Annotated in this window: 15 protein-coding genes; 1 reads left to right on the top strand and 14 read right to left on the bottom strand. The window is 38.2% G+C overall.

Annotated elements, in window-relative coordinates; translation table 11 throughout:
• Position 1 precedes the first annotated feature (1 nt).
• Complete coding sequence (locus DN064_RS00710; protein WP_115460694.1) at positions 2-1,468, top strand: glutamate synthase subunit beta; 1,467 nt, start codon at positions 2-4, stop codon at positions 1,466-1,468.
• Positions 1,469-1,536: 68 nt separating this feature from the next.
• On the opposite strand, the gene argH is transcribed toward DN064_RS00710, so the two are convergent.
• The 14 genes from argH to ilvC all read right to left on the bottom strand — a co-directional run bounded on the left by argH (position 1,537) and on the right by ilvC (position 18,147).
• Positions 1,537-2,811 carry an argininosuccinate lyase gene (gene argH / locus DN064_RS00705; RefSeq protein ID WP_115460693.1) on the bottom strand — a complete coding sequence of 425 codons (1,275 nt, stop codon included), beginning with the start codon at positions 2,809-2,811 and terminating at the stop codon, positions 1,537-1,539.
• Positions 2,812-2,829: 18 nt separating this feature from the next.
• Entirely contained in the window at positions 2,830-3,891 is a 1,062-nt protein-coding gene (locus DN064_RS00700; RefSeq protein ID WP_115460692.1) for a M20 family metallo-hydrolase, read from the bottom strand.
• Positions 3,888-4,664 carry an acetylglutamate kinase gene (gene argB, locus DN064_RS00695; protein ID WP_115460691.1) on the bottom strand — a complete coding sequence of 259 codons (777 nt, stop codon included), beginning with the start codon at positions 4,662-4,664 and terminating at the stop codon, positions 3,888-3,890. The genes DN064_RS00700 and argB overlap by 4 nt, the downstream gene beginning before the upstream one ends.
• 1 nt (position 4,665) lies before the next feature.
• A complete protein-coding gene (locus tag DN064_RS00690; RefSeq protein WP_115460690.1) occupies positions 4,666-5,601 on the bottom strand; it encodes a Rossmann-fold NAD(P)-binding domain-containing protein in 936 nt (311 codons plus the stop codon).
• Entirely contained in the window at positions 5,594-6,730 is a 1,137-nt protein-coding gene (locus tag DN064_RS00685) for an aspartate aminotransferase family protein (protein ID WP_115460689.1), read from the bottom strand. The genes DN064_RS00690 and DN064_RS00685 overlap by 8 nt, the downstream gene beginning before the upstream one ends.
• Positions 6,727-7,527, bottom strand: a complete 801-nt coding sequence (gene proC / locus DN064_RS00680; RefSeq protein WP_115460688.1) for a pyrroline-5-carboxylate reductase — start codon at positions 7,525-7,527, stop codon at positions 6,727-6,729. The genes DN064_RS00685 and proC overlap by 4 nt, the downstream gene beginning before the upstream one ends.
• A gap of 41 nt (positions 7,528-7,568) precedes the next feature.
• Entirely contained in the window at positions 7,569-8,546 is a 978-nt protein-coding gene (argC, locus tag DN064_RS00675) for an N-acetyl-gamma-glutamyl-phosphate reductase (protein ID WP_115460687.1), read from the bottom strand.
• Between the two features lie 2 nt (positions 8,547-8,548).
• Positions 8,549-9,727, bottom strand: coding sequence for an argininosuccinate synthase (locus tag DN064_RS00670; protein WP_115460686.1), 1,179 nt, complete (start codon positions 9,725-9,727; stop codon positions 8,549-8,551).
• Between the two features lie 4 nt (positions 9,728-9,731).
• A complete protein-coding gene (locus tag DN064_RS00665; protein ID WP_115460685.1) occupies positions 9,732-10,355 on the bottom strand; it encodes a GNAT family N-acetyltransferase in 624 nt (207 codons plus the stop codon).
• A 292-nt stretch (positions 10,356-10,647) separates the two neighbouring features.
• The gene (thrC, locus tag DN064_RS00660) at positions 10,648-11,949 is read right to left on the bottom strand and encodes a threonine synthase (RefSeq protein WP_115460684.1); all 1,302 of its coding nucleotides are present in this window, start codon (positions 11,947-11,949) and stop codon (positions 10,648-10,650) included.
• Positions 11,946-12,866, bottom strand: coding sequence for a homoserine kinase (locus DN064_RS00655; protein WP_115460683.1), 921 nt, complete (start codon positions 12,864-12,866; stop codon positions 11,946-11,948). The genes thrC and DN064_RS00655 overlap by 4 nt, the downstream gene beginning before the upstream one ends.
• A gap of 4 nt (positions 12,867-12,870) precedes the next feature.
• The gene (thrA, locus tag DN064_RS00650; protein WP_115460682.1) at positions 12,871-15,318 is read right to left on the bottom strand and encodes a bifunctional aspartate kinase/homoserine dehydrogenase I; all 2,448 of its coding nucleotides are present in this window, start codon (positions 15,316-15,318) and stop codon (positions 12,871-12,873) included.
• A gap of 19 nt (positions 15,319-15,337) precedes the next feature.
• Entirely contained in the window at positions 15,338-16,606 is a 1,269-nt protein-coding gene (gene ilvA / locus DN064_RS00645; RefSeq protein ID WP_115460681.1) for a threonine ammonia-lyase, read from the bottom strand.
• 41 nt (positions 16,607-16,647) lie between these two features.
• The gene (gene ilvC / locus DN064_RS00640; protein WP_115460680.1) at positions 16,648-18,147 is read right to left on the bottom strand and encodes a ketol-acid reductoisomerase; all 1,500 of its coding nucleotides are present in this window, start codon (positions 18,145-18,147) and stop codon (positions 16,648-16,650) included.
• Position 18,148 lies beyond the last annotated feature (1 nt).

Genomic DNA, 18,148 nt, shown 5'->3' with positions numbered 1-18,148 from the left:
CATGGGAAAGATTACAGGATTTTTAGAATTTGAACGACAGGATGAATCCTATGTAGCGCCAAAAGAACGTGTTAAGAACTACAAGGAGTTTACAATTCCTATGCAGGAACAAGAACTTAAAGATCAAGGGGCGCGCTGTATGGATTGCGGTATTCCATTTTGCCATAGTGGATGCCCACTTGGGAATTTGATACCAGATTTTAATGATAAGGTCTATCAGGGTAAATGGAAGGAAGCTGCGGAAATATTACATAAAACCAATAATTTCCCAGAGTTTACTGGGCGCTTATGTCCTGCTCCCTGTGAAGAAGCTTGTGTTTTAGGTATCAATGAGGATCCGGTTAGTATAGAAAATATTGAGAAAAATATTGTTGAAACTGCTTTTGAAGAAGGATGGATTAAAGCCTTACCTCCAAAAAATAGAACCAACAGAACGGTGGCTGTTATAGGCTCAGGCCCAGCCGGATTAGCAGCAGCTCAGCAGCTCAATAGAGCAGGTCATTCCGTTACTGTATTTGAACGAGACGAAAAAGTTGGCGGACTGTTGCGCTATGGCATTCCTGATTTTAAAATGGAAAAGCAAGTCATTGACAGACGCATAAAAGTTCTAGAAGAAGAGGGAATTACATTTAAAACCAATGCCCATGTTGGGGTCAATGTAGATCCTCAGGAGTTGAAGGCTAATTTTGATGCCATAGTGTTATGTGGAGGTGCTACGGTAAGACGAAGTATTCCTATCCCTGGTGCCGATTTGAGTGGAGTGACTCAGGCCATGGATTTTTTGAAAATGAATAACCAGTATGTGGATGGTTTAATTGATTTCGAAAATATTATTTCAGCTAAAGATAAAAATGTCATAGTAATTGGAGGTGGAGATACAGGTAGTGATTGCATTGGTACATCTAACCGTCATGGTGCCAAATCAGTCACCAATTTTGAAATTTTAAGCAAGCCCACAAAAGGGCGACCAGCCCATCAGCCATGGCCTTATTGGCCAATGAAACTTAGAACAAGTTCTTCACATAAAGAAGGTGTGGATCGATTCTTCAGTATATCTACCAAAGAATTCTTAGGGGATAATCAGGGTAATCTCAAAGCGTTAAAAACGGTTGAGGTAGAATGGCTATTGAAGGAAGGAGAACGACCACAACTCCGTGAAATTGAGGGAACGGAAAAAGAATGGGCTTGTGACTTGGTGCTTTTGGCTTTAGGATTTACAGGATCTGAAAATACCTTAGTGGAACAATTTGGACTTGAGACGGACTTTAGAACCAATATTCAAGCTTCTACTAAAGATTATACAACAAATGTACCGGGTATATTTGCTGCTGGTGATATGCGCCGCGGACAATCATTGATCGTTTGGGCCATTTCTGAAGGACGGCAGGCAGCGCACCATGTGGATGCTTATTTAATGGGCGACTCTAATCTGCCATTAAAAGACGATAGCGATTTGCCAAGAGTTTAACCTAGTAAATCCTTGGTCGTTTATCAATTCAAGAGCATAGTTTCAAGGCATCGGTGAACGATGCCTTTTTATTTGGGATATTTTTTCCGAATCTGATCTAAAGCTAGGTTGCCCATACTTCCAATGTGCGTATGCCTTTTTCCTAAATCCGGTTGATAAGTATTATTTTGAACTTGCATCCCAACATGTTGATAGGCATCACGGAATGGCATGCCATCCACAACTAAGTTATTTATGCTATCTACTGTGAAGAGGAATCTATATTTTTCTTCACTTAAGTCGATATCCTTAACAATAATCTGCTGCATAGCATGATTGAAAATATCTAACATGTCTTTTACATCTTCAAAAGCATTAATCATATTTTCTTTTAATAATTGAAAGTCACGATGGTAACCACTTGGTAGATTATTAGTGATAAGTAGCATTTCTGTGTGTAAGGCCTGAACCTTATTGCATTTACCTCGTATTAATTCAAAAACGTCAGGATTCTTTTTATGTGGCATAATACTGCTTCCTGTAGTTAAATGGTCTGGGAAACTGATGAATCCGAAATTCTGACTCATATACAAACAAACATCCATCGCTAATCTCCCCATGGTATTACATAGGCCGCCTAAGGAACTAGCAATTGCTCGTTCGCTTTTTCCTCTGCTGAGTTGAGCTGCAACAACATTGTATTTAAGGGTTGAAAAATTAAGCTCTTTAGTGGTAATTGCACGATCTATTGGGAATGAACTGCCGTATCCAGCAGCGGAACCCAGCGGGTTTTGGTCAACAATTTTAATTACAGAATTGAGCATGTATACGTCGTCAATTAATAATTCTGCATAGGCTGACAACCATAGACCAAATGATGAGGGCATAGCTACTTGTAAATGGGTATAGCCGGGCAATAAACGATCTTTATGAGTATTGGCAAGGTTTAAAAGGGTTTCAAAAAACACTTTTATTTTAGAATCAATTAATTTTAAATTGTCCTTATAATATAGCTGCAATGCCACTAAAACCTGGTCGTTTCTTGATCTTGCTGTGTGAATTTTTTTCCCGATATCACCAAGAGATTTAGTAAGCTCATATTCAATCTTGGAGTGTACATCTTCAAAATCGTTTTCAATGACAAAATCTCCAGCTTCTATATTTTCTGAGAGTTCGTTTAATGAGGCTATTAGTTTCCCCAGTTCTACTTCGCTTAATAGCCCAATTGATTGCAACATAACCGCATGCGCCATGGAGGCTTGCACATCGTATTTAGCTATCTTTAAATCGATTTCTCTGTCATTTCCGACGGTAAAGCTTTCTATTTTTTTGTCGATTGAATAACCTTTATCCCAAAGTTTCATAGTTAATATTTTTGACGATTAAAGTACTTGTTCTAATAGTTGTATATACAGGTCAATGCCTTCTTCTATTTCTGATATATGAATGAATTCATCTGCTGTATGTGAGCGTAGTGAGTCACCAGGCCCAAGTTTCAAGGAAGGACAACTTAAAACTGCTTGATCTGATAACGTTGGTGAACCATAAGTATCCCTACCCATTCCAATACCTGCTTTAACCAAATCATGATCTATTGGTATAGAAGATGAGTTAAGCCTTAAACTGCGAGGGAGGATGCTTGTGCAAGGGGACTTTTCTTGAAGTATAGAAGCAACATTTTCATTAGTATACTTGTCATTAACCCTTACATCAATTACCAAATCCACTTCCGCGGGAACTGCATTATGTTGCTTACCCGCATTTATTTGAGTAACGGTCATTTTAACATCCCCTAGGACTTCTGATGTTTTGTCGAATTTGAAGTCTTGAAACCACTGAAGCACATCGATGGTATTATAAATAGCATTGTCCTCATTCTTATGCGCGGCATGACTGGGTGTTCCTTTTACCTTGGCATCAAATACCACAAGGCCTTTTTCTGCGATTGCAAGATGCATTAAAGTAGGCTCCCCAACAATGGCAACATCAATTTCCGGAATAACGGAAAGCATACTGTTTAAGCCATTCGGTCCGCTATTTTCTTCTTCAGCCGAAGCAACCATCACCAAATTATAGTTGAGGTCTTCCCTGTCGTAGAAATATGTAAAAGTCGCCAAAAGAGATACAAGACAACCTCCGGCATCATTACTACCTAAACCAAATAATTTGTCCTTGTCTTCAATGGCTTTAAAGGGATCTTTGGTATAGGCTTTATTGGGTTTAACCGTGTCATGATGGGAATTAAGAAGCAAAGAGGGCTTGCTATCATCGAAATGCAAATTAGTAGTCCAAATATTATTGTTTTGTCGTTTAAAGGGAATGTTATGGTCGGTAAACCATTGTTCAATAAGCGCAGCTGTTTTTGCTTCTTCGCCTGAAAAAGATGGTGTTTCTATTAAAGCCTTTAATAGGTTAATAGCTTCTTTGGTTAGTTTTTTTATCATTTTTGAATACTTGTATAGGTTGAATTCACATCAAATAGCATCTCTGTTTTACCAATACATACCTTATGGACACCACTATCAATAGCTTTGAAGCAATTGGTGAGTTTGGGTAGCATTCCATCTATTATGATGCCTTTTTTAAGGAGCTCTTGATAGGATTCCGTATCGATGTGCTCTATAACAGAGTCTTCATCAGAAACTCGTTCTAAAACACCATTTTTTTCGAAACAGTAATACAGTTCTGTATGAAACGTCTTTGAAAAGCCAATAGCCAATTCAGAAGCGATGGTATCTGCATTGGTGTTGAGTAATTGTCCATTTTTATCATGTGTTATGGCACAAAATACAGGGGTTATGACATTTCTTAACAATGCTTCTAAAATAGTGGTATCAACAGATATGATGTCTCCAACAAATCCGAAGTCTACCATATTGATGGGTCTTTTGCGCGCAACAATAGTATTACCGTCTGCACCTGTAAAACCTATGGCATTGCAACCATGACTTTGTAAATCAGCTACAATAGCCTTATTAATTTTCCCTGCATAGACCATTGTTATCAGATCTAAAGTCGCGGCATCGGTAATGCGTCGGCCTTCATGCATATGAACAGAAATGTTCATTTGTTCTGCCAATTGAGTTGCTAATTTACCTCCACCATGAACCAAGATTTTCCTGCCTTCTAGGCCACTAAATAGCTCCAAAAACTCTGATAACGCTTGAGGATTATCAATAATATTTCCACCGATTTTTACAATTTTTAGGGTCTCCATGTTATTGGTTTTCAAGGATGGTTTTTAATACCACTTGAGCGGCATAGGTTCTATTATTGGCCTGTTCTATAACCACAGATTGGGGGCTGTCTAAAACGGAATCTTCTACAACTACATTTCTTCTAACAGGCAAACAATGCATGAATCTAGCATTTCCTAACTTGTTCTTGGTCATCATCCAATTAGGGTCTTTACTAAGAACTTTGCCATAGTCTTTGTAATTACTCCAATTTTTTACGTAGACGAAATCTGCATTTCTCAAGGCATCCTCTTGATTGTAATTAATGGTGCAATCTTTAGTAATACCAGGATTCAATTCATATCCTTCAGGATGGGTTATTTGAAAATCTACATTTAACCGTTGCATCATTTCAACAAACGAATTGGCAACAGCCTGAGGTAAAGCTTTTGGATGTGGTGCCCATGATAAAACAACTTTAGGGGTTTTCTTTTTGGCCAGTTCAGTTATAGTGATGGCGTCTGTTAAGGCCTGCAATGGGTGAGCTGTTGAACTTTCCATATTTATAACCGGCACATTGGCATACTTTGTAAAACTATTGATGACGATTTCTGATTCATCTTTCGTTTTATCCACTAAACCGGGAAAGGCTCTAATAGCAATGATATCTGCATACTGTGAAATTACCTTTGCTGCTTCTTGAATGTGTTCTGATGTACCCATGTTCATGATTGAACCATCCTCAAATTCCAGGTTCCACGCATTGTCTAGATTTAAGATCATAACATCCATACCTAAATTTTTAGCGGCTTTTTCAGTGCTTAAGCGTGTTCTTAAACTTGAATTTAAAAACAGCATTACCAAGGTCTTATGTCGGCCCAATGCTTCCAACTTAAAAGGCTCATTCTTTAATGCTATAGCATCCTTTATCATAGCTAAAGGATCTAGAATATCGTGTATGGAGGTATAATTATTCATGGGTTCCTAGTTCTGTAATTAAGGCATTAAAAAGTGTGTCTATATGTCTTTTTTTAACGGTTAAGGGTGGAAGAATTCTAATTAGATTTTGATTTTTAGCACTCCCAGTAAAGATGTGGTGCTTAAAAATAAGTTGCTTCCGTAATTCGGCAATAGGGAAATTAAACTCTAATCCAATCATAAGCCCTCGGCCTTTAATGGCTTTCAACTTAGGAAGTTGTTTGGCTTTTTCAAGAAAGTATTGAGAGATATCAGTTGCATTTTGCATTAGATCTTCATTTTTAATTACTTCTAAAACTGATAAGGTTGCAGCACAGGCCAAATGATTACCCCCAAATGTGGTCCCTAGTAGTCCATAAGAGGCTTCAATTGAGGGGTTTATGAGTATACCGCCAACAGGGAATCCATTCCCCATGCCTTTAGCAATTGAAATAATATCTGGGGTAATCTTGTGTTTTTGAAATGCAAAGAATTCACCAGTTCTTCCAAAACCAGATTGGACCTCATCAGCGATCAAAACAGTATTGAATTTTTTACAAAGCGATTCTAAACCCTGGTAAAATTCGGTGGTACTCTGGTCTAATCCACCCACTCCCTGTATGCATTCAATAATGACAGCGCAAGTCTGATTGTTTTTGAGAATGGATTCAACTGCTTTTAGATTCCCAAGTTCTACAAAATCAACCTCCTGTTGTGCGTTGACTGGCGCCACTATTTTTAAGTTATCCGTTGCGGCAACAGCGGCAGAGGTCCTTCCATGGAACGAATTTTTAAATGCGAGTATTTTTGATTTACCCGTGTGAAATGACGCTAATTTCAAAGCATTTTCATTGGCTTCCGCACCTGAATTACACATAAAAAGTTGGTAGTTATCACAACCTGAAAGCACTTCTAATTTTTGAGCTAACTCCAATTGAAGTGGGTTTTTTACGGAGTTGCTGTAGAAACCGAGTTTCTTAACTTGAGCTGTGATAGCAGAAATATAGCGCGGGTGCGAATGCCCGATAGAGATCACGGCATGCCCGCCATAAAGATCTAGGTATTCAGTACCCTTTTCGTCGTACACATAGACATCCTGTGCAAACGTTGGGGTAACATCGTATAAAGGATACACGTTAAACAAGCTCATATTTGTTCCTTTTTTATGTTGTTGATTTTATCGAAAGAGGCTACCATTCCTTGGATTAAGGAGGAACTTAAGCCATTATGCTCCATTTCATTTAAGCCTTTTATCGTACAGCCCATTGGGGTTGTCACTTTATCAATCTCCATTTCAGGATGACTGCCAGATGTAATTAATAAATTAGCCGCGCCTTCACTAGTATACATTGCAAGTTCTTGTGCTTCCTTGGAATCAAAACCTAATTGTATGGCAGCCTGGGTCGTAGCTCTTATTAAACGCATCCAAAAGGCAATTCCGCTGGCACATACAACAGTAGCGGCTTGCATATGTGACTCAGGAATTGTCATGCTATGGCCTAACCGATTGAAAATGGCCTCAGCAATTTTTATGCGTTTCTTGCCCTGCTCATTGCTGCACAGACAAGTCATGGATTTACCAACTGCAATGGCCGTATTGGGCATGGCTCTTATAATATAATTATGACTTCCAAGGAGGGTTTCAATCTTTGGAATTGTAAAACCAGTAATTGCTGAGATTATAACATGGTTTTCATTAAGGTAAGGTTTAATAGTTTCAAGAATATCTTCAAAATGCCCTGGTTGTACCGTAAAAATTAGTACATCAGAGGCTTTCACAGCTTCTATATTATTGGTGCCTATGATGACATTTTTATAGCCTTCAAATGATTTTATTCCTTCAATATTCCGTTTAGTGAGATACAAAGAAGTGATGGCATTGGTAGTGATTAAGCCTTTTGCAATGGATGCCCCCAAATTTCCAGTACCTATAATTGCAATTTTCATATGATTGTAATTTGTATTTCCCAAAAAGAAAGGGAACCATTTTAAAAATAAGTTGCTTTAAGTTTAAGCCCTTCGGACTCGTTAAAACCAAACATTAAGTTCATGTTTTGTATGGCCTGACCAGAAGCTCCCTTAAGTAAATTATCTATAATACTTGTTACTAATAATTGATTCTCGTGCTTATGTAGGTGTAAAACACAGTTATTTGTATTTACAACTTGTTTAAGATGAATCTCATCATCTGACAGCATAGTGAAGGGGTCGTTTTTGTAGTAGTTTTTATAGATTTGTTTAGCCTCCTCTAAACCGCCCTCATATTTTGTGTATGCTGTTGCGAATATGCCTCTTGAGAAATTTCCCCGGTTGGGCATAAAGTATATTTCCGACTTAAAATTGTTATCCAGCTGTTTTACGGATTGCTTGATCTCATCTAAATGTTGGTGCATAAAAGGCTTGTAATAAGAAAAATTATTGTCCCGCCACGTAAAATGCGTGGTTTTAGACAGTGAGGTTCCCGCACCTGTAGCTCCAGTCACCGCATTTATATGGATATCTTTTTTAGCCAAATTAGAGTTAAATAGGGGCAGTAGTGCTAATTGAATGGCGGTGGCAAAACAACCGGGATTGGCAATATGATTAGTATCTTTTATATGCTCCTTTTGTAATTCTGGGAGTCCATAAATGAATTCTTTGCCCTTAAAAATCTGATTGGGCTTTAGTCTAAAGTCATTACTCAAATCAATGATCTTAGTATTGTCTGAAAAATTGTTTTCTTCAAGAAACATTTTAGAATTGCCATGCCCTAAGCATAGAAACACTGCATCGACATCTGGATTTAAAGTATTAGTAAATTCTTGTTCTAAGGCACCAACCAAATCCTGGTGAACTGCGTATATTTTATTAGCAGCGTTAGATGTGCTAAATACAAAATCTATGGTCACTTTTTCGTGATGGATCAATAACCGTATCAATTCTCCAGCGGTATATCCTGCTCCTCCTATAATGCCAACTTTTATCATAGCTATGAATTTACGTGTTGATATATTCTATTTTGATTGCCAATAATCTTGATAAAGCCTTTAGCCTCTTCTGCCGTCCAGCCTTTATTTTCTTCACCATAGCTACCAAATTTTGTACTCATTAAATCGTTAGGAGAATTGATGCCATCTAAAGAAAAATGATAGGGCTTTAAAGTCACATAGACACTTCCGGTTACCTTCGATTGACTATTATCCAGAAAGGCCTCAATATCTCGCATCACAGGATCCAAATACTGACCTTCGTGTAAATGCATACCATAAAAACTTGACAGGTATTCTTTGTGCTGTAGTTGCCATTTAGTTAAGGTGTGTTTCTCTAGCAAGTGGTGTGCCTTAATTGTTATTAAAGCAGCAGCAGCCTCAAAGCCAACACGTCCTTTAATCCCAACAATGGTATCACCAACATGAATATCTCTTCCAATAGCAAACTTGGTGGCAATATTATTTAGCGCTTTAATACATTGTTCAGAATCCCCCATATTTCCATTAATCCCCACTAGTTCACCTTGATTAAAATTAAGGGTAATGGTCTCATTAGTTTCTTTTTCTAATTGAGAAGGATAGGCAGAATTAGGCAAGGGCTTTTCGGATGTTAAGGTTTCATCACCTCCAACACTAGTACCCCAAAGTCCTTTATTGACTGAATACTTTGCTTTCTCCCATGACATATCAATTCCATTAGCTTTTAAATAGTCTATTTCTTCCTGTCTCGAAAGTTGGCCATCTCTTATTGGAGTAATAATTTCAATCTCTGAGGCCAGTGTTTGAAAAATCATGTCAAAACGCACCTGGTCATTACCGGCACCAGTGCTCCCATGAGCAATGTATTGGGCATTGATACTCTTGGCGTATTCAATAATCTCAATGGCCTGAATGATACGTTCAGCACTTACTGATAGGGGATAGGTATTGTTCTTGAGAACGTTGCCAAATATTAAGTATTTAATAACCTTATTGTAGTAGGTAGCAATGGCATCAATATTTTTATAAGTAGACACCCCCATCTTATAGGCATTGTTCTCAATAGTTTTTATTTCCTCTAGGGTAAAGCCCCCTGTGTTAACGCTAACAGCATGCACGTCATATCCTGCTTTGCTCAAACTAACGGCACAATAAGAGGTGTCCAAGCCTCCGCTGTAGGCAATTACTAGTTTTTTCATCGGTTTACTTTTTTTCTTTTTTTAGGAACATCGACTGTTTGATATTTTTCAATCGTGTCCAAACTTTTTTATCGTATTTATGATTGCCTGTCTCAGGCCTTGTATGTTGAGAAGGGTCATACAACATTCCAGTACACAAACACATTTTTTGCTCTGTACGCTGAAGAACGTCATAGTTTTTACAGGTCTGACAGCCATCCCAAAAGGATTGATCATCCGTTAATTCAGAAAATGTAACAGGCTTATAACCTAATTCGCTGTTCATTTTCATAACAGCTAGGCCTGTGGTAATACTAAAAACTTTAGAATTTGGGAACTTTGTTCTGGAATGCCGAAAAATGACTTTCTTGATTTTTTTAGCTAAGCCTTGATTTCTGAAGTTGGGATGAACTATCAATCCGGAGTTAGCAACAAACTTACCATGGCCCCAGGCTTCGATGTAACAGAATCCTGCAAATTGATCACCCTCAAGTGCAATTACGGCGTTACCATTTTCCATTTTTGAGATAATATAATCTGGTTGTCGTTTGGCAATACCAGTTCCTCTAACTTGGGCAGCTTCTTCAATGGTTTTGCAGATGACATCTGCATAAATGATATGTGATTTATCAGCAATAACAATTTTCATTGCAATTGTGTTTTTGGTTTAAAATGTAATTTGAAGTGTTTGAAAAACAGAACCGGACTCACCTAGGTTCTAAAAATAGTAGTGTACCCTTACGGGCGACGGAAAGCAAGGCGTAACCTTCTGTTGTTGAGAAGAACAACAGAACTGAATATGAATATTAAGATTAAGGCCAACAAAATCTTTGCTTTGCGTTTAATAAGGGTAAAAGTAAAAATATATTTTTATTGACCCTTCATTTAGTGTTTATTCTTGAAAAAATTATGATCTCAATAAAAAAAGCACCCTTATTTTGCTAATTATTAAGTAAATAGTGCTTTAGTTCTTCGTAACCAGAAATCACGAAACTTTTCTTTTCAAGATGCAAAAGGGCTTCAATTTGAGTTGGGGTTTCAATTTTGTCTGCTATTTGTTTGGGTATAACCGGCAAGAATTTAATTGGGTGAGCTGTTTCTAAAAACACCCCTTGAATTCCGTCATTAGAATCCAAATAGTCTCTCAAAGCTAAAAAGCCTATAGCACCATGAGGGTCTGCAATATAGTTTTTAGTCTCATTTAAATAGTTAATGGCTTCAATAGTTTCTTCATCTGAATAACTGAAACCAGAAAGATTTGTTTTTAGTTTTTTAAAATCATGATCGTGTAATTCTTTGATACGAATAAAATTACTTGGAGCACCAACATCCATGGCATTGGAAATTGTGGCCACAGAAGATTTAGTTTTATAATTGCCTGTCTTTAGATATTCTGGCACGGTATCATTTTCATTGGTTCCGGTTACAAAGTGCTGTATTGGTAAGCCTAATTTTTGAGCCACCATCCCGGCACAAATATTACCATAGTTGCCACTTGGTACTGAAAACACGAGCGCTTCGGATTTGTGTTTTAATGCTTTGTAGGCAAAGAAATAGTAAAACATTTGAGGTAACCACCTGGCAATATTGATAGAGTTGGCTGAGGTGAGGCTTCGTTTCCCTTCGAGGTCCTTGTCCAAAAAGGCCCGCTTTACCATGGCCTGACAATCGTCAAAAACACCATCTACTTCAAAAGATGTGATGTTATTACCAAGAGTCGTCAATTGTTTTTCTTGGATGTCACTTACCTTACCACTGGGATATAAGATGACTACTTCTACACCATCCACGCCCAGGAAACCGCTTGCAACAGCTCCGCCAGTATCACCAGAGGTAGCGACTAAAACCGTAATATCCTCTTGGCTATCTTTTTGCTTATTAAAATAACCCAAGCATCTGGCCATAAATCGTGCTCCAACATCTTTAAAGGCCATAGTAGGCCCATGATATAACTCTAGAGAGGCAATGTTTTTATCTATCTCAACTATAGGAAAGTCGAAGCTTAAGACGTCTTCAAGAATGGCTTTTAAATCTTGCTCAGGAATCTCGTTACCAACAAACTGTTTAATCGCTTCAAAAGCAATGGTTACATGATCTAAAGATTCAATTGTTTCAAAGAACGACTCAGAGAGGCTCTCAATAGTATTTGGAAAATACAAGCCTTTATCCGGAGCTAAACCTTTTACTACTGCTTCTTGAAAAGAGACCTCGGGGGCCTTATGATTTAGACTAAAATACCTCATAACACCCTGGTACCATTTTTACTGATATGCGATACATATATATTATAATCAATACCTGTTGAAGCATAAACCAGATCCATAGTTTCAGCGACCTGCTTAGCAGTTGCATCCCCCTTACTAAGTGCAAAAATTGATGGTCCTGAACCTGAAATACCAGCTCCTAAGGCACCTGATTCCAAAGCTGCTTTTTTAACATCATCAAACTTTGGTATTAGTAGTTTGCGTTGTGGCTCCACAACAAAATCTTGAATAGAAGCCCCTATTAAATCGTAATTACTAGAATATAATCCACTGATGAGGCCACCAACATTAGCCCATTGGGATACCGCTGTTTTAATAGGAATGGAATCTGGAACAACCTTTCGTGCATCTTCAGTTTTTATTTCAATTTGAGGGTGAATAATAGTTACAGCTAAATCTGATGGTGTAGGGATACTCACAATATCTAAAGGGTCATAACTTCTCACCAATACAAAGCCACCATAAATACAGGCGGCGACGTTATCAGCAATAGCCGATCCACAAGCTGCTACTTCACCTTGCATGGCAAATTTGGTAAGTTCGAGCTTGCTGTATTTAGATCCTAAAAGCTGATTTACTGCAAAAGCTGCTCCAGCACCACTGGCGGCGCTACTTCCCAATCCGCTTCCAGGTTTAAAGTTTTTCCAGATTTCGATGTCAAGCCCAAAATCTACTTTAGCGTCATCCAGCAATAATTTAGCAACCACTCCAGCTACATTTTTATCAGCCTCATATGGGAGGTCTGCACCATAAATTTTACTAATCCTTACACCTTTGGTGTTAGTCTTAGTAAATAACATCTCATCTCCTAAAGCTTCTAAAGCCAGGCCCATGGCATCATAGCCGCAGGAGAGATTGGCTACCGTTGCTGGTGCAAATATTTTGATGCTTTCCACGCTCTTAATTTCTGCCTAATGTAATGATATCTGCGAACAATCCAGATGCGGTCACCTCAGCTCCAGCGCCAGCCCCTTTAATAATAAGTGGTTGTTCTGGATAACGTTCGGTATAGAATAAAACAATATTATCCTTTCCCTGTAAATTATAGAAGGGATGGTCTTTGTTAATTTCTTTGAGCCCTACTTTTGCTTTTCCATTATTGAACTCAGCCACATATTTGAGCTCACAATCCTTACTCTTGGCAGAAGTATACAAGTGTTCAAAGTGGGCGCTTTCAGATTTTAAGGTCTCATAAAAATCCGCAACTGAACCTGCCTCTAAACTCGAATTCGGTAAAAAAGAGATATTTTCAATATCGCCCAGATCAATTTTAAAACCTGCTTCTCTAGCGAGAATCAGAATCTTTCTGGCAACATCAACTCCACTTAAATCAATTCTTGGATCCGGTTCAGTATAGCCTTCATCTTGTGCTTGTTTGACAACATCGTAAAAACTGGTTGACTCGTTATAGTTGTTAAAGATGAAATTGAGGCTACCAGATAGGACTGCTTGAATACTGTTAATTTTATCTCCTGAATTTATCAAGTTATTAAGAGTGTATATGACTGGTAGGCCTGCACCAACATTGGTTTCAAAAAGAAAGCCTGCGTTGTACTTTTTGGATAGTTCTTTAAGTTCTTGATAATCCGAATAGGTAGAGGAGCAAGCAATTTTATTACAAGCAATTACAGAAATGCTCTCTTTTAAATATGCACCATAGGTTTTAGCTACAGCCTCATTTGCGGTGATATCAATGAAGATGCTATTCCCTAAATTAAAACTTTTGACCGTCTCGAAGAAGGATTCGTCAGTCCTTGAATGGCCATCTTTAATGCTTTCGGTCCAAGTAGATAAGTCAAGCCCTGCTTCATCAAAGATCATTTTTCTGGAGTTACTTATGCCAACCACCTTGACATTAAGCAAGAGATTTTCTCGAAGATAGTCATGCTGTTGCTTTATTTGATTTAGTAAAATGGAACCCACATTACCGACTCCAACAATAAATAAATTTAGTGTTTTAGTTTGCTTTTCGAAGAACCTATTATGTAAAGTAGTGAGGGCTTTTTTAATGTCTTTATGGGCAATGACTGCCGAAATATTGCGTTCCGATGCTCCTTGGGCAATAGCCCTTACATTCACATTATTTTTGCCCAAAGACCTAAACATTCTTCCGCTAATCCCCTGATGGTTTTTCATATTATCGCCTACAACAGCTATAATGGCTAAGCCATCTTCTACTAATAAGGGATTGATTTTTTTCAATGAAATCTCATAGGCAAATTCCTTGTCAACGGCTTGCTTGGCTTTTGCAATATCGGAATTGAAAACCCCAACACAAATGGAATGTTCAGAAGAGGCTTGGGTGATTAGAATAATATTTATTTCACTTCTCGATAGGCTCGAGAAAAGACGTGTAGAAAATCCTGGAACCCCAATCATGCCGTTTCCTTCCAGCGTTAGCAATGCAATATCTTCAATGTGACTAATGCCCTTGACTGGACCTCTACTTCCATTAGGTTTATGACTGATTAAAGTGCCAGGCGCTTCGGGTTCAAATGTGTTTTTAATATAGATGGGAACCTGTTTTTGAAGCGCAGGTTGCACCGTAGGAGGGAACAACACCTTAGCACCAAAGTGAGACAGTTCCATGGCTTCCTGATAAGATATTTGCTCAATTGGGAAAGCCTGCTTTACCAGTTTTGGATTGGCAGTAAACATACCACTTACATCGGTCCAAATCTCTAAAGAAGAGGCGTTTATTATGGCCGCTATGATAGCAGCCGTATAGTCGGACCCACCACGTCCCAAGGTGGTAGTATCCTGATTTTCATTCCTCGAAACAAATCCTGGAACGACTGTTATTTTTTCATTGGTATCCTTAAAATATTCTGAGACCTTCTGCCTTGTTAGTGAAATATTAAGATTGGCCTGGGTGAAATTAGAATCAGTTATAATTAGTTCACGGCTATCTTTAAGGGCAGACTCTTTAACATGATTCTTCAGCGTTTCTGAAATAATGAATGACGATAATAACTCACCATAGCTTAAGATAGTATCCTTGGTCTTGTTGGAAAACTCATTAATTAAATAAATACCCTGAAGCATTTCATTTAGGTCCTCAAGTCGTTCCTGGGCCTTAAGTAAAACTTGTGCATTTTTATCCTCTGGAATTAGAAGATGGATGGTTTCTAAATGACGTCTTTTAATAGACTCAAATAGATCTAAATAGCTCAAATCTTTTTTATTCGCTAGCTCACCAGCCTTCAATAATTCGTTGGTAATTCCACCTAAGGCTGAAACAACCACAACAAGGGGTTGTTGTTCAGATTCGGTTGCAACGATATCAATAACTTTATTTATGTTTTCGGCGTTGGCTACAGAGGTACCACCGAACTTCAGTACTTTCAAATCGAAATGTTTTTAAGGGTTAAATTAAGAATTGAAATAATTCTGGCTTATCATTGAGGTAATTTCCAAAAAAATTATGAAGCTTCATTTTGGTTATTAGAGGTTGAAGATCTTCTGGAGATTTTAATTGTAGACCAACCACAGCCACATCATTTTCACGATTCACCTTTTTAGTGTATTCAAAATGAGTGATATCATCCTCTGGACCTAAAATTGTTGTTACAAACTCTCGTAAAGCTCCAGCGCGTTGAGGAAATTTTACAATAAAGTAGTGTTTCAACTGTGCATAAAGAAGGGCTCGTTCTTCAATTTCAGCCGTTCTTGTAATATCATTATTACTACCACTAACCACACAAACAACATTTTTTCCAGCTATTTGGTCTTTGTATTGTGCTAATGCTGACAAGCTGAGGGCTCCTGCCGGCTCCACTACTATAGCATCCTTATTGTAAAGATCTAAAATTGTCTGGCAGATTTTACCTTCATCAACGATGATAATATTTTCCAAAGTCTCTTTACAAATATTAAAGTTTAGATCACCAACACGCCTAACAGCAGCACCATCCACAAAGTTCTCGATAGACTTTAGTGTGGTATTTCTATTATTTTCAATGGAGGTAGCCATAGAAGGCGCCCCTTTAGGTTCAACCCCTATTATTTTGGTCTGAGGAGATAGAATTTTAAAAATGCTAGACAATCCTGCTGAGAGGCCACCACCGCCAATTGGGACAAAAACATAATCGATAGGATGCGATTTAATTTGATCGATAATTTCTAGGCCAACAGTTGCTTGTCCCTCAATAATTTTTTCATCATTAAAGGGATGTATAAAGGTTTTGTTCATCCTTTGACATTGTTCCATGGCCGTATCATAGGCATCATCAAAGGTGTCACCCACTAATACGACATCTATATAGTCCTCACCAAACATTTTAACCTGTTCAATTTTTTGTTTTGGCGTTGGTGAAGGCATGAAAATGGTGCCGTTGATTTTTAAAAGCTTACACGAAAGCGCAACACCTTGTGCATGATTACCGGCACTTGCACAAACAATTCCATTTTCAATCTGAGTTGTACTTAAGGAAGAGATTTTATTGTAGGCCCCTCTTATTTTATAGGAGCGTACGACCTGCAAATCCTCTCTTTTAAACAGAATATTGGCCTTAAAATGCTTGGAATAGCGCTCATTCTTAATTAAAGGTGTGACCTTGGCTATACCCTGTAATTTTTCAGCGGCTAACTCTGCTGCTTCAAGTGTAGGTCTGTATATTGCGGTTAGATTATCCATTAAATGGACGTGTTTTTTTAATTCTTGAATTTTTACTTTTTTTAAACTAACACGGAGTCTTCAATCGTTGTTGTCTTTATCGTTTTCATAGCGGTCATAGCAGCACGTAAACGTTGACCAACAGCTTCAATAGGATGGTTTCTAATAGCATCATTGACCGCAATAAGTTCAATATTATCAACCCCTGTTGAGGTTGAAAATGACCTTCCAATTACTGATGTATCCACCTTTTCCATAAACTTTTTTAAAAGTGGCTTACAAGCATGGTCAAATAAATAGCAACCATATTCGGCAGTATCAGAAATGACACGATTCATCTCAAATAGTTTCTTTCGGGCAATGGTATTGGCTATTAAGGGTAACTCGTGTAAGGATTCATAGTAGGCGGAATCTTCTATGATACCTGCACTTACCATGGTTTCAAAAGCCAATTCAACTCCAGACTTTACGAAGGCCACCAATAAAACGCCATGATCAAAATACTCTTGTTCGGTAATATGCTCAGGGGTTAATGCTGTTTTCTCAAATGCTGTTTCACCAGTAGCAGCCCTCCACGTGAGCAGATTAACATCATCATTAGCCCAGTCTTCCATCATGGTTTTTGAAAAATGACCAGAGATGATATCATCCATATGTTTTTCAAATAGGGGGCGCATAATGTCTTTTAACTCCTCTGCTAATTCGAAGGCTTTTATTTTCGCTGGGTTCGACAAGCGATCCATCATATTAGTAATACCTCCGTGCTTTAAAGCTTCGGTAATGGTTTCCCATCCAAACTGAATTAACTTAGCCGCATATCCGGGCTCAATACCTTCTTCTACCATTTTATCAAATGATAAAATCGCCCCAGTTTGTAACAGTCCACATAAAATGGTCTGTTCGCCCATTAAATCACTTTTGACTTCTGCCACAAATGAAGATTCTAAAACGCCAGCCTTATGGCCTCCAGTTGCCACAGCATAAGCCTTAGCTTGTGCCCAACCCTTAGCTTCTGGGTCATTTTCAGGGTGAACGGCCGTTAAGGTTGGTACACCAAAACCACGTTTAAATTCTTCGCGTACTTCGGTCCCTGGACATTTGGGTGCTACCATGATCACCGTAATATCCTCTCGAATTTTCATACCCTCTTCTACAATATTAAAACCGTGAGAGTAGCTCAAGGTGGCTCCTTTTTTCATTAAGGGCATCACTGAATTGACCACATTGGTATGCTGTTTATCCGGTGTTAGGTTGAGCACCAAATCAGCTTCTGGAATAAGTTCATCATAAGTGCCAACGGTGAAGCCTTCTGAAGTGGCATTCTTGTAAGATGCTCTTTGCTCATCAATGGCTTGTTGGCGTAAGGCATAAGAAATATCCAGTCCAGAATCTCTCATGTTTAATCCCTGATTAAGGCCTTGTGCCCCACAACCTACAATTACAATTTTCTTTCCTAATAAGGCCGTTACTCCGTCTTCAAATTCTGAAGCTTCCATGAAGCGGCATTTTCCTAATTGAGCCAGTTGTTCTCTTAATGATAAAGTGTTAAAATAATTTGACATT

It is taken from the genome of Winogradskyella aurantiaca (genome assembly GCF_003362725.1).
GTDB classification, from domain to species: Bacteria; Bacteroidota; Bacteroidia; order Flavobacteriales; family Flavobacteriaceae; genus Winogradskyella_A; species Winogradskyella_A aurantiaca.
Note: the sequence above shows the minus strand (reverse complement) of the source record. Positions and strands in the feature narration are given on the sequence as shown.

What these genes read in the sequence shown, in the direction of transcription:
- DN064_RS00700 (WP_115460692.1), bottom strand. Translation starts at nt 3,891, where the DNA reads ATGATAAAAAAACTAACCAAAGAAGCTATTAACCTATTAAAGGCTTTA.
- ilvA (WP_115460681.1), bottom strand. Translation starts at nt 16,606, where the DNA reads ATGGATAATCTAACCGCAATATACAGACCTACACTTGAAGCAGCAGAG.
- DN064_RS00690 (WP_115460690.1), bottom strand. Translation starts at nt 5,601, where the DNA reads ATGAATAATTATACCTCCATACACGATATTCTAGATCCTTTAGCTATG.
- ilvC (WP_115460680.1), bottom strand. Translation starts at nt 18,147, where the DNA reads ATGTCAAATTATTTTAACACTTTATCATTAAGAGAACAACTGGCTCAA.
- DN064_RS00670 (WP_115460686.1), bottom strand. Translation starts at nt 9,727, where the DNA reads ATGAAAAAACTAGTAATTGCCTACAGCGGAGGCTTGGACACCTCTTAT.
- DN064_RS00710 (WP_115460694.1), top strand. Translation starts at nt 2, where the DNA reads ATGGGAAAGATTACAGGATTTTTAGAATTTGAACGACAGGATGAATCC.
- DN064_RS00665 (WP_115460685.1), bottom strand. Translation starts at nt 10,355, where the DNA reads ATGAAAATTGTTATTGCTGATAAATCACATATCATTTATGCAGATGTC.
- thrC (WP_115460684.1), bottom strand. Translation starts at nt 11,949, where the DNA reads ATGAGGTATTTTAGTCTAAATCATAAGGCCCCCGAGGTCTCTTTTCAA.
- DN064_RS00685 (WP_115460689.1), bottom strand. Translation starts at nt 6,730, where the DNA reads ATGAGCTTGTTTAACGTGTATCCTTTATACGATGTTACCCCAACGTTT.
- argB (WP_115460691.1), bottom strand. Translation starts at nt 4,664, where the DNA reads ATGGAGACCCTAAAAATTGTAAAAATCGGTGGAAATATTATTGATAAT.
- argH (WP_115460693.1), bottom strand. Translation starts at nt 2,811, where the DNA reads ATGAAACTTTGGGATAAAGGTTATTCAATCGACAAAAAAATAGAAAGC.
- proC (WP_115460688.1), bottom strand. Translation starts at nt 7,527, where the DNA reads ATGAAAATTGCAATTATAGGTACTGGAAATTTGGGGGCATCCATTGCA.
- argC (WP_115460687.1), bottom strand. Translation starts at nt 8,546, where the DNA reads ATGATAAAAGTTGGCATTATAGGAGGAGCAGGATATACCGCTGGAGAA.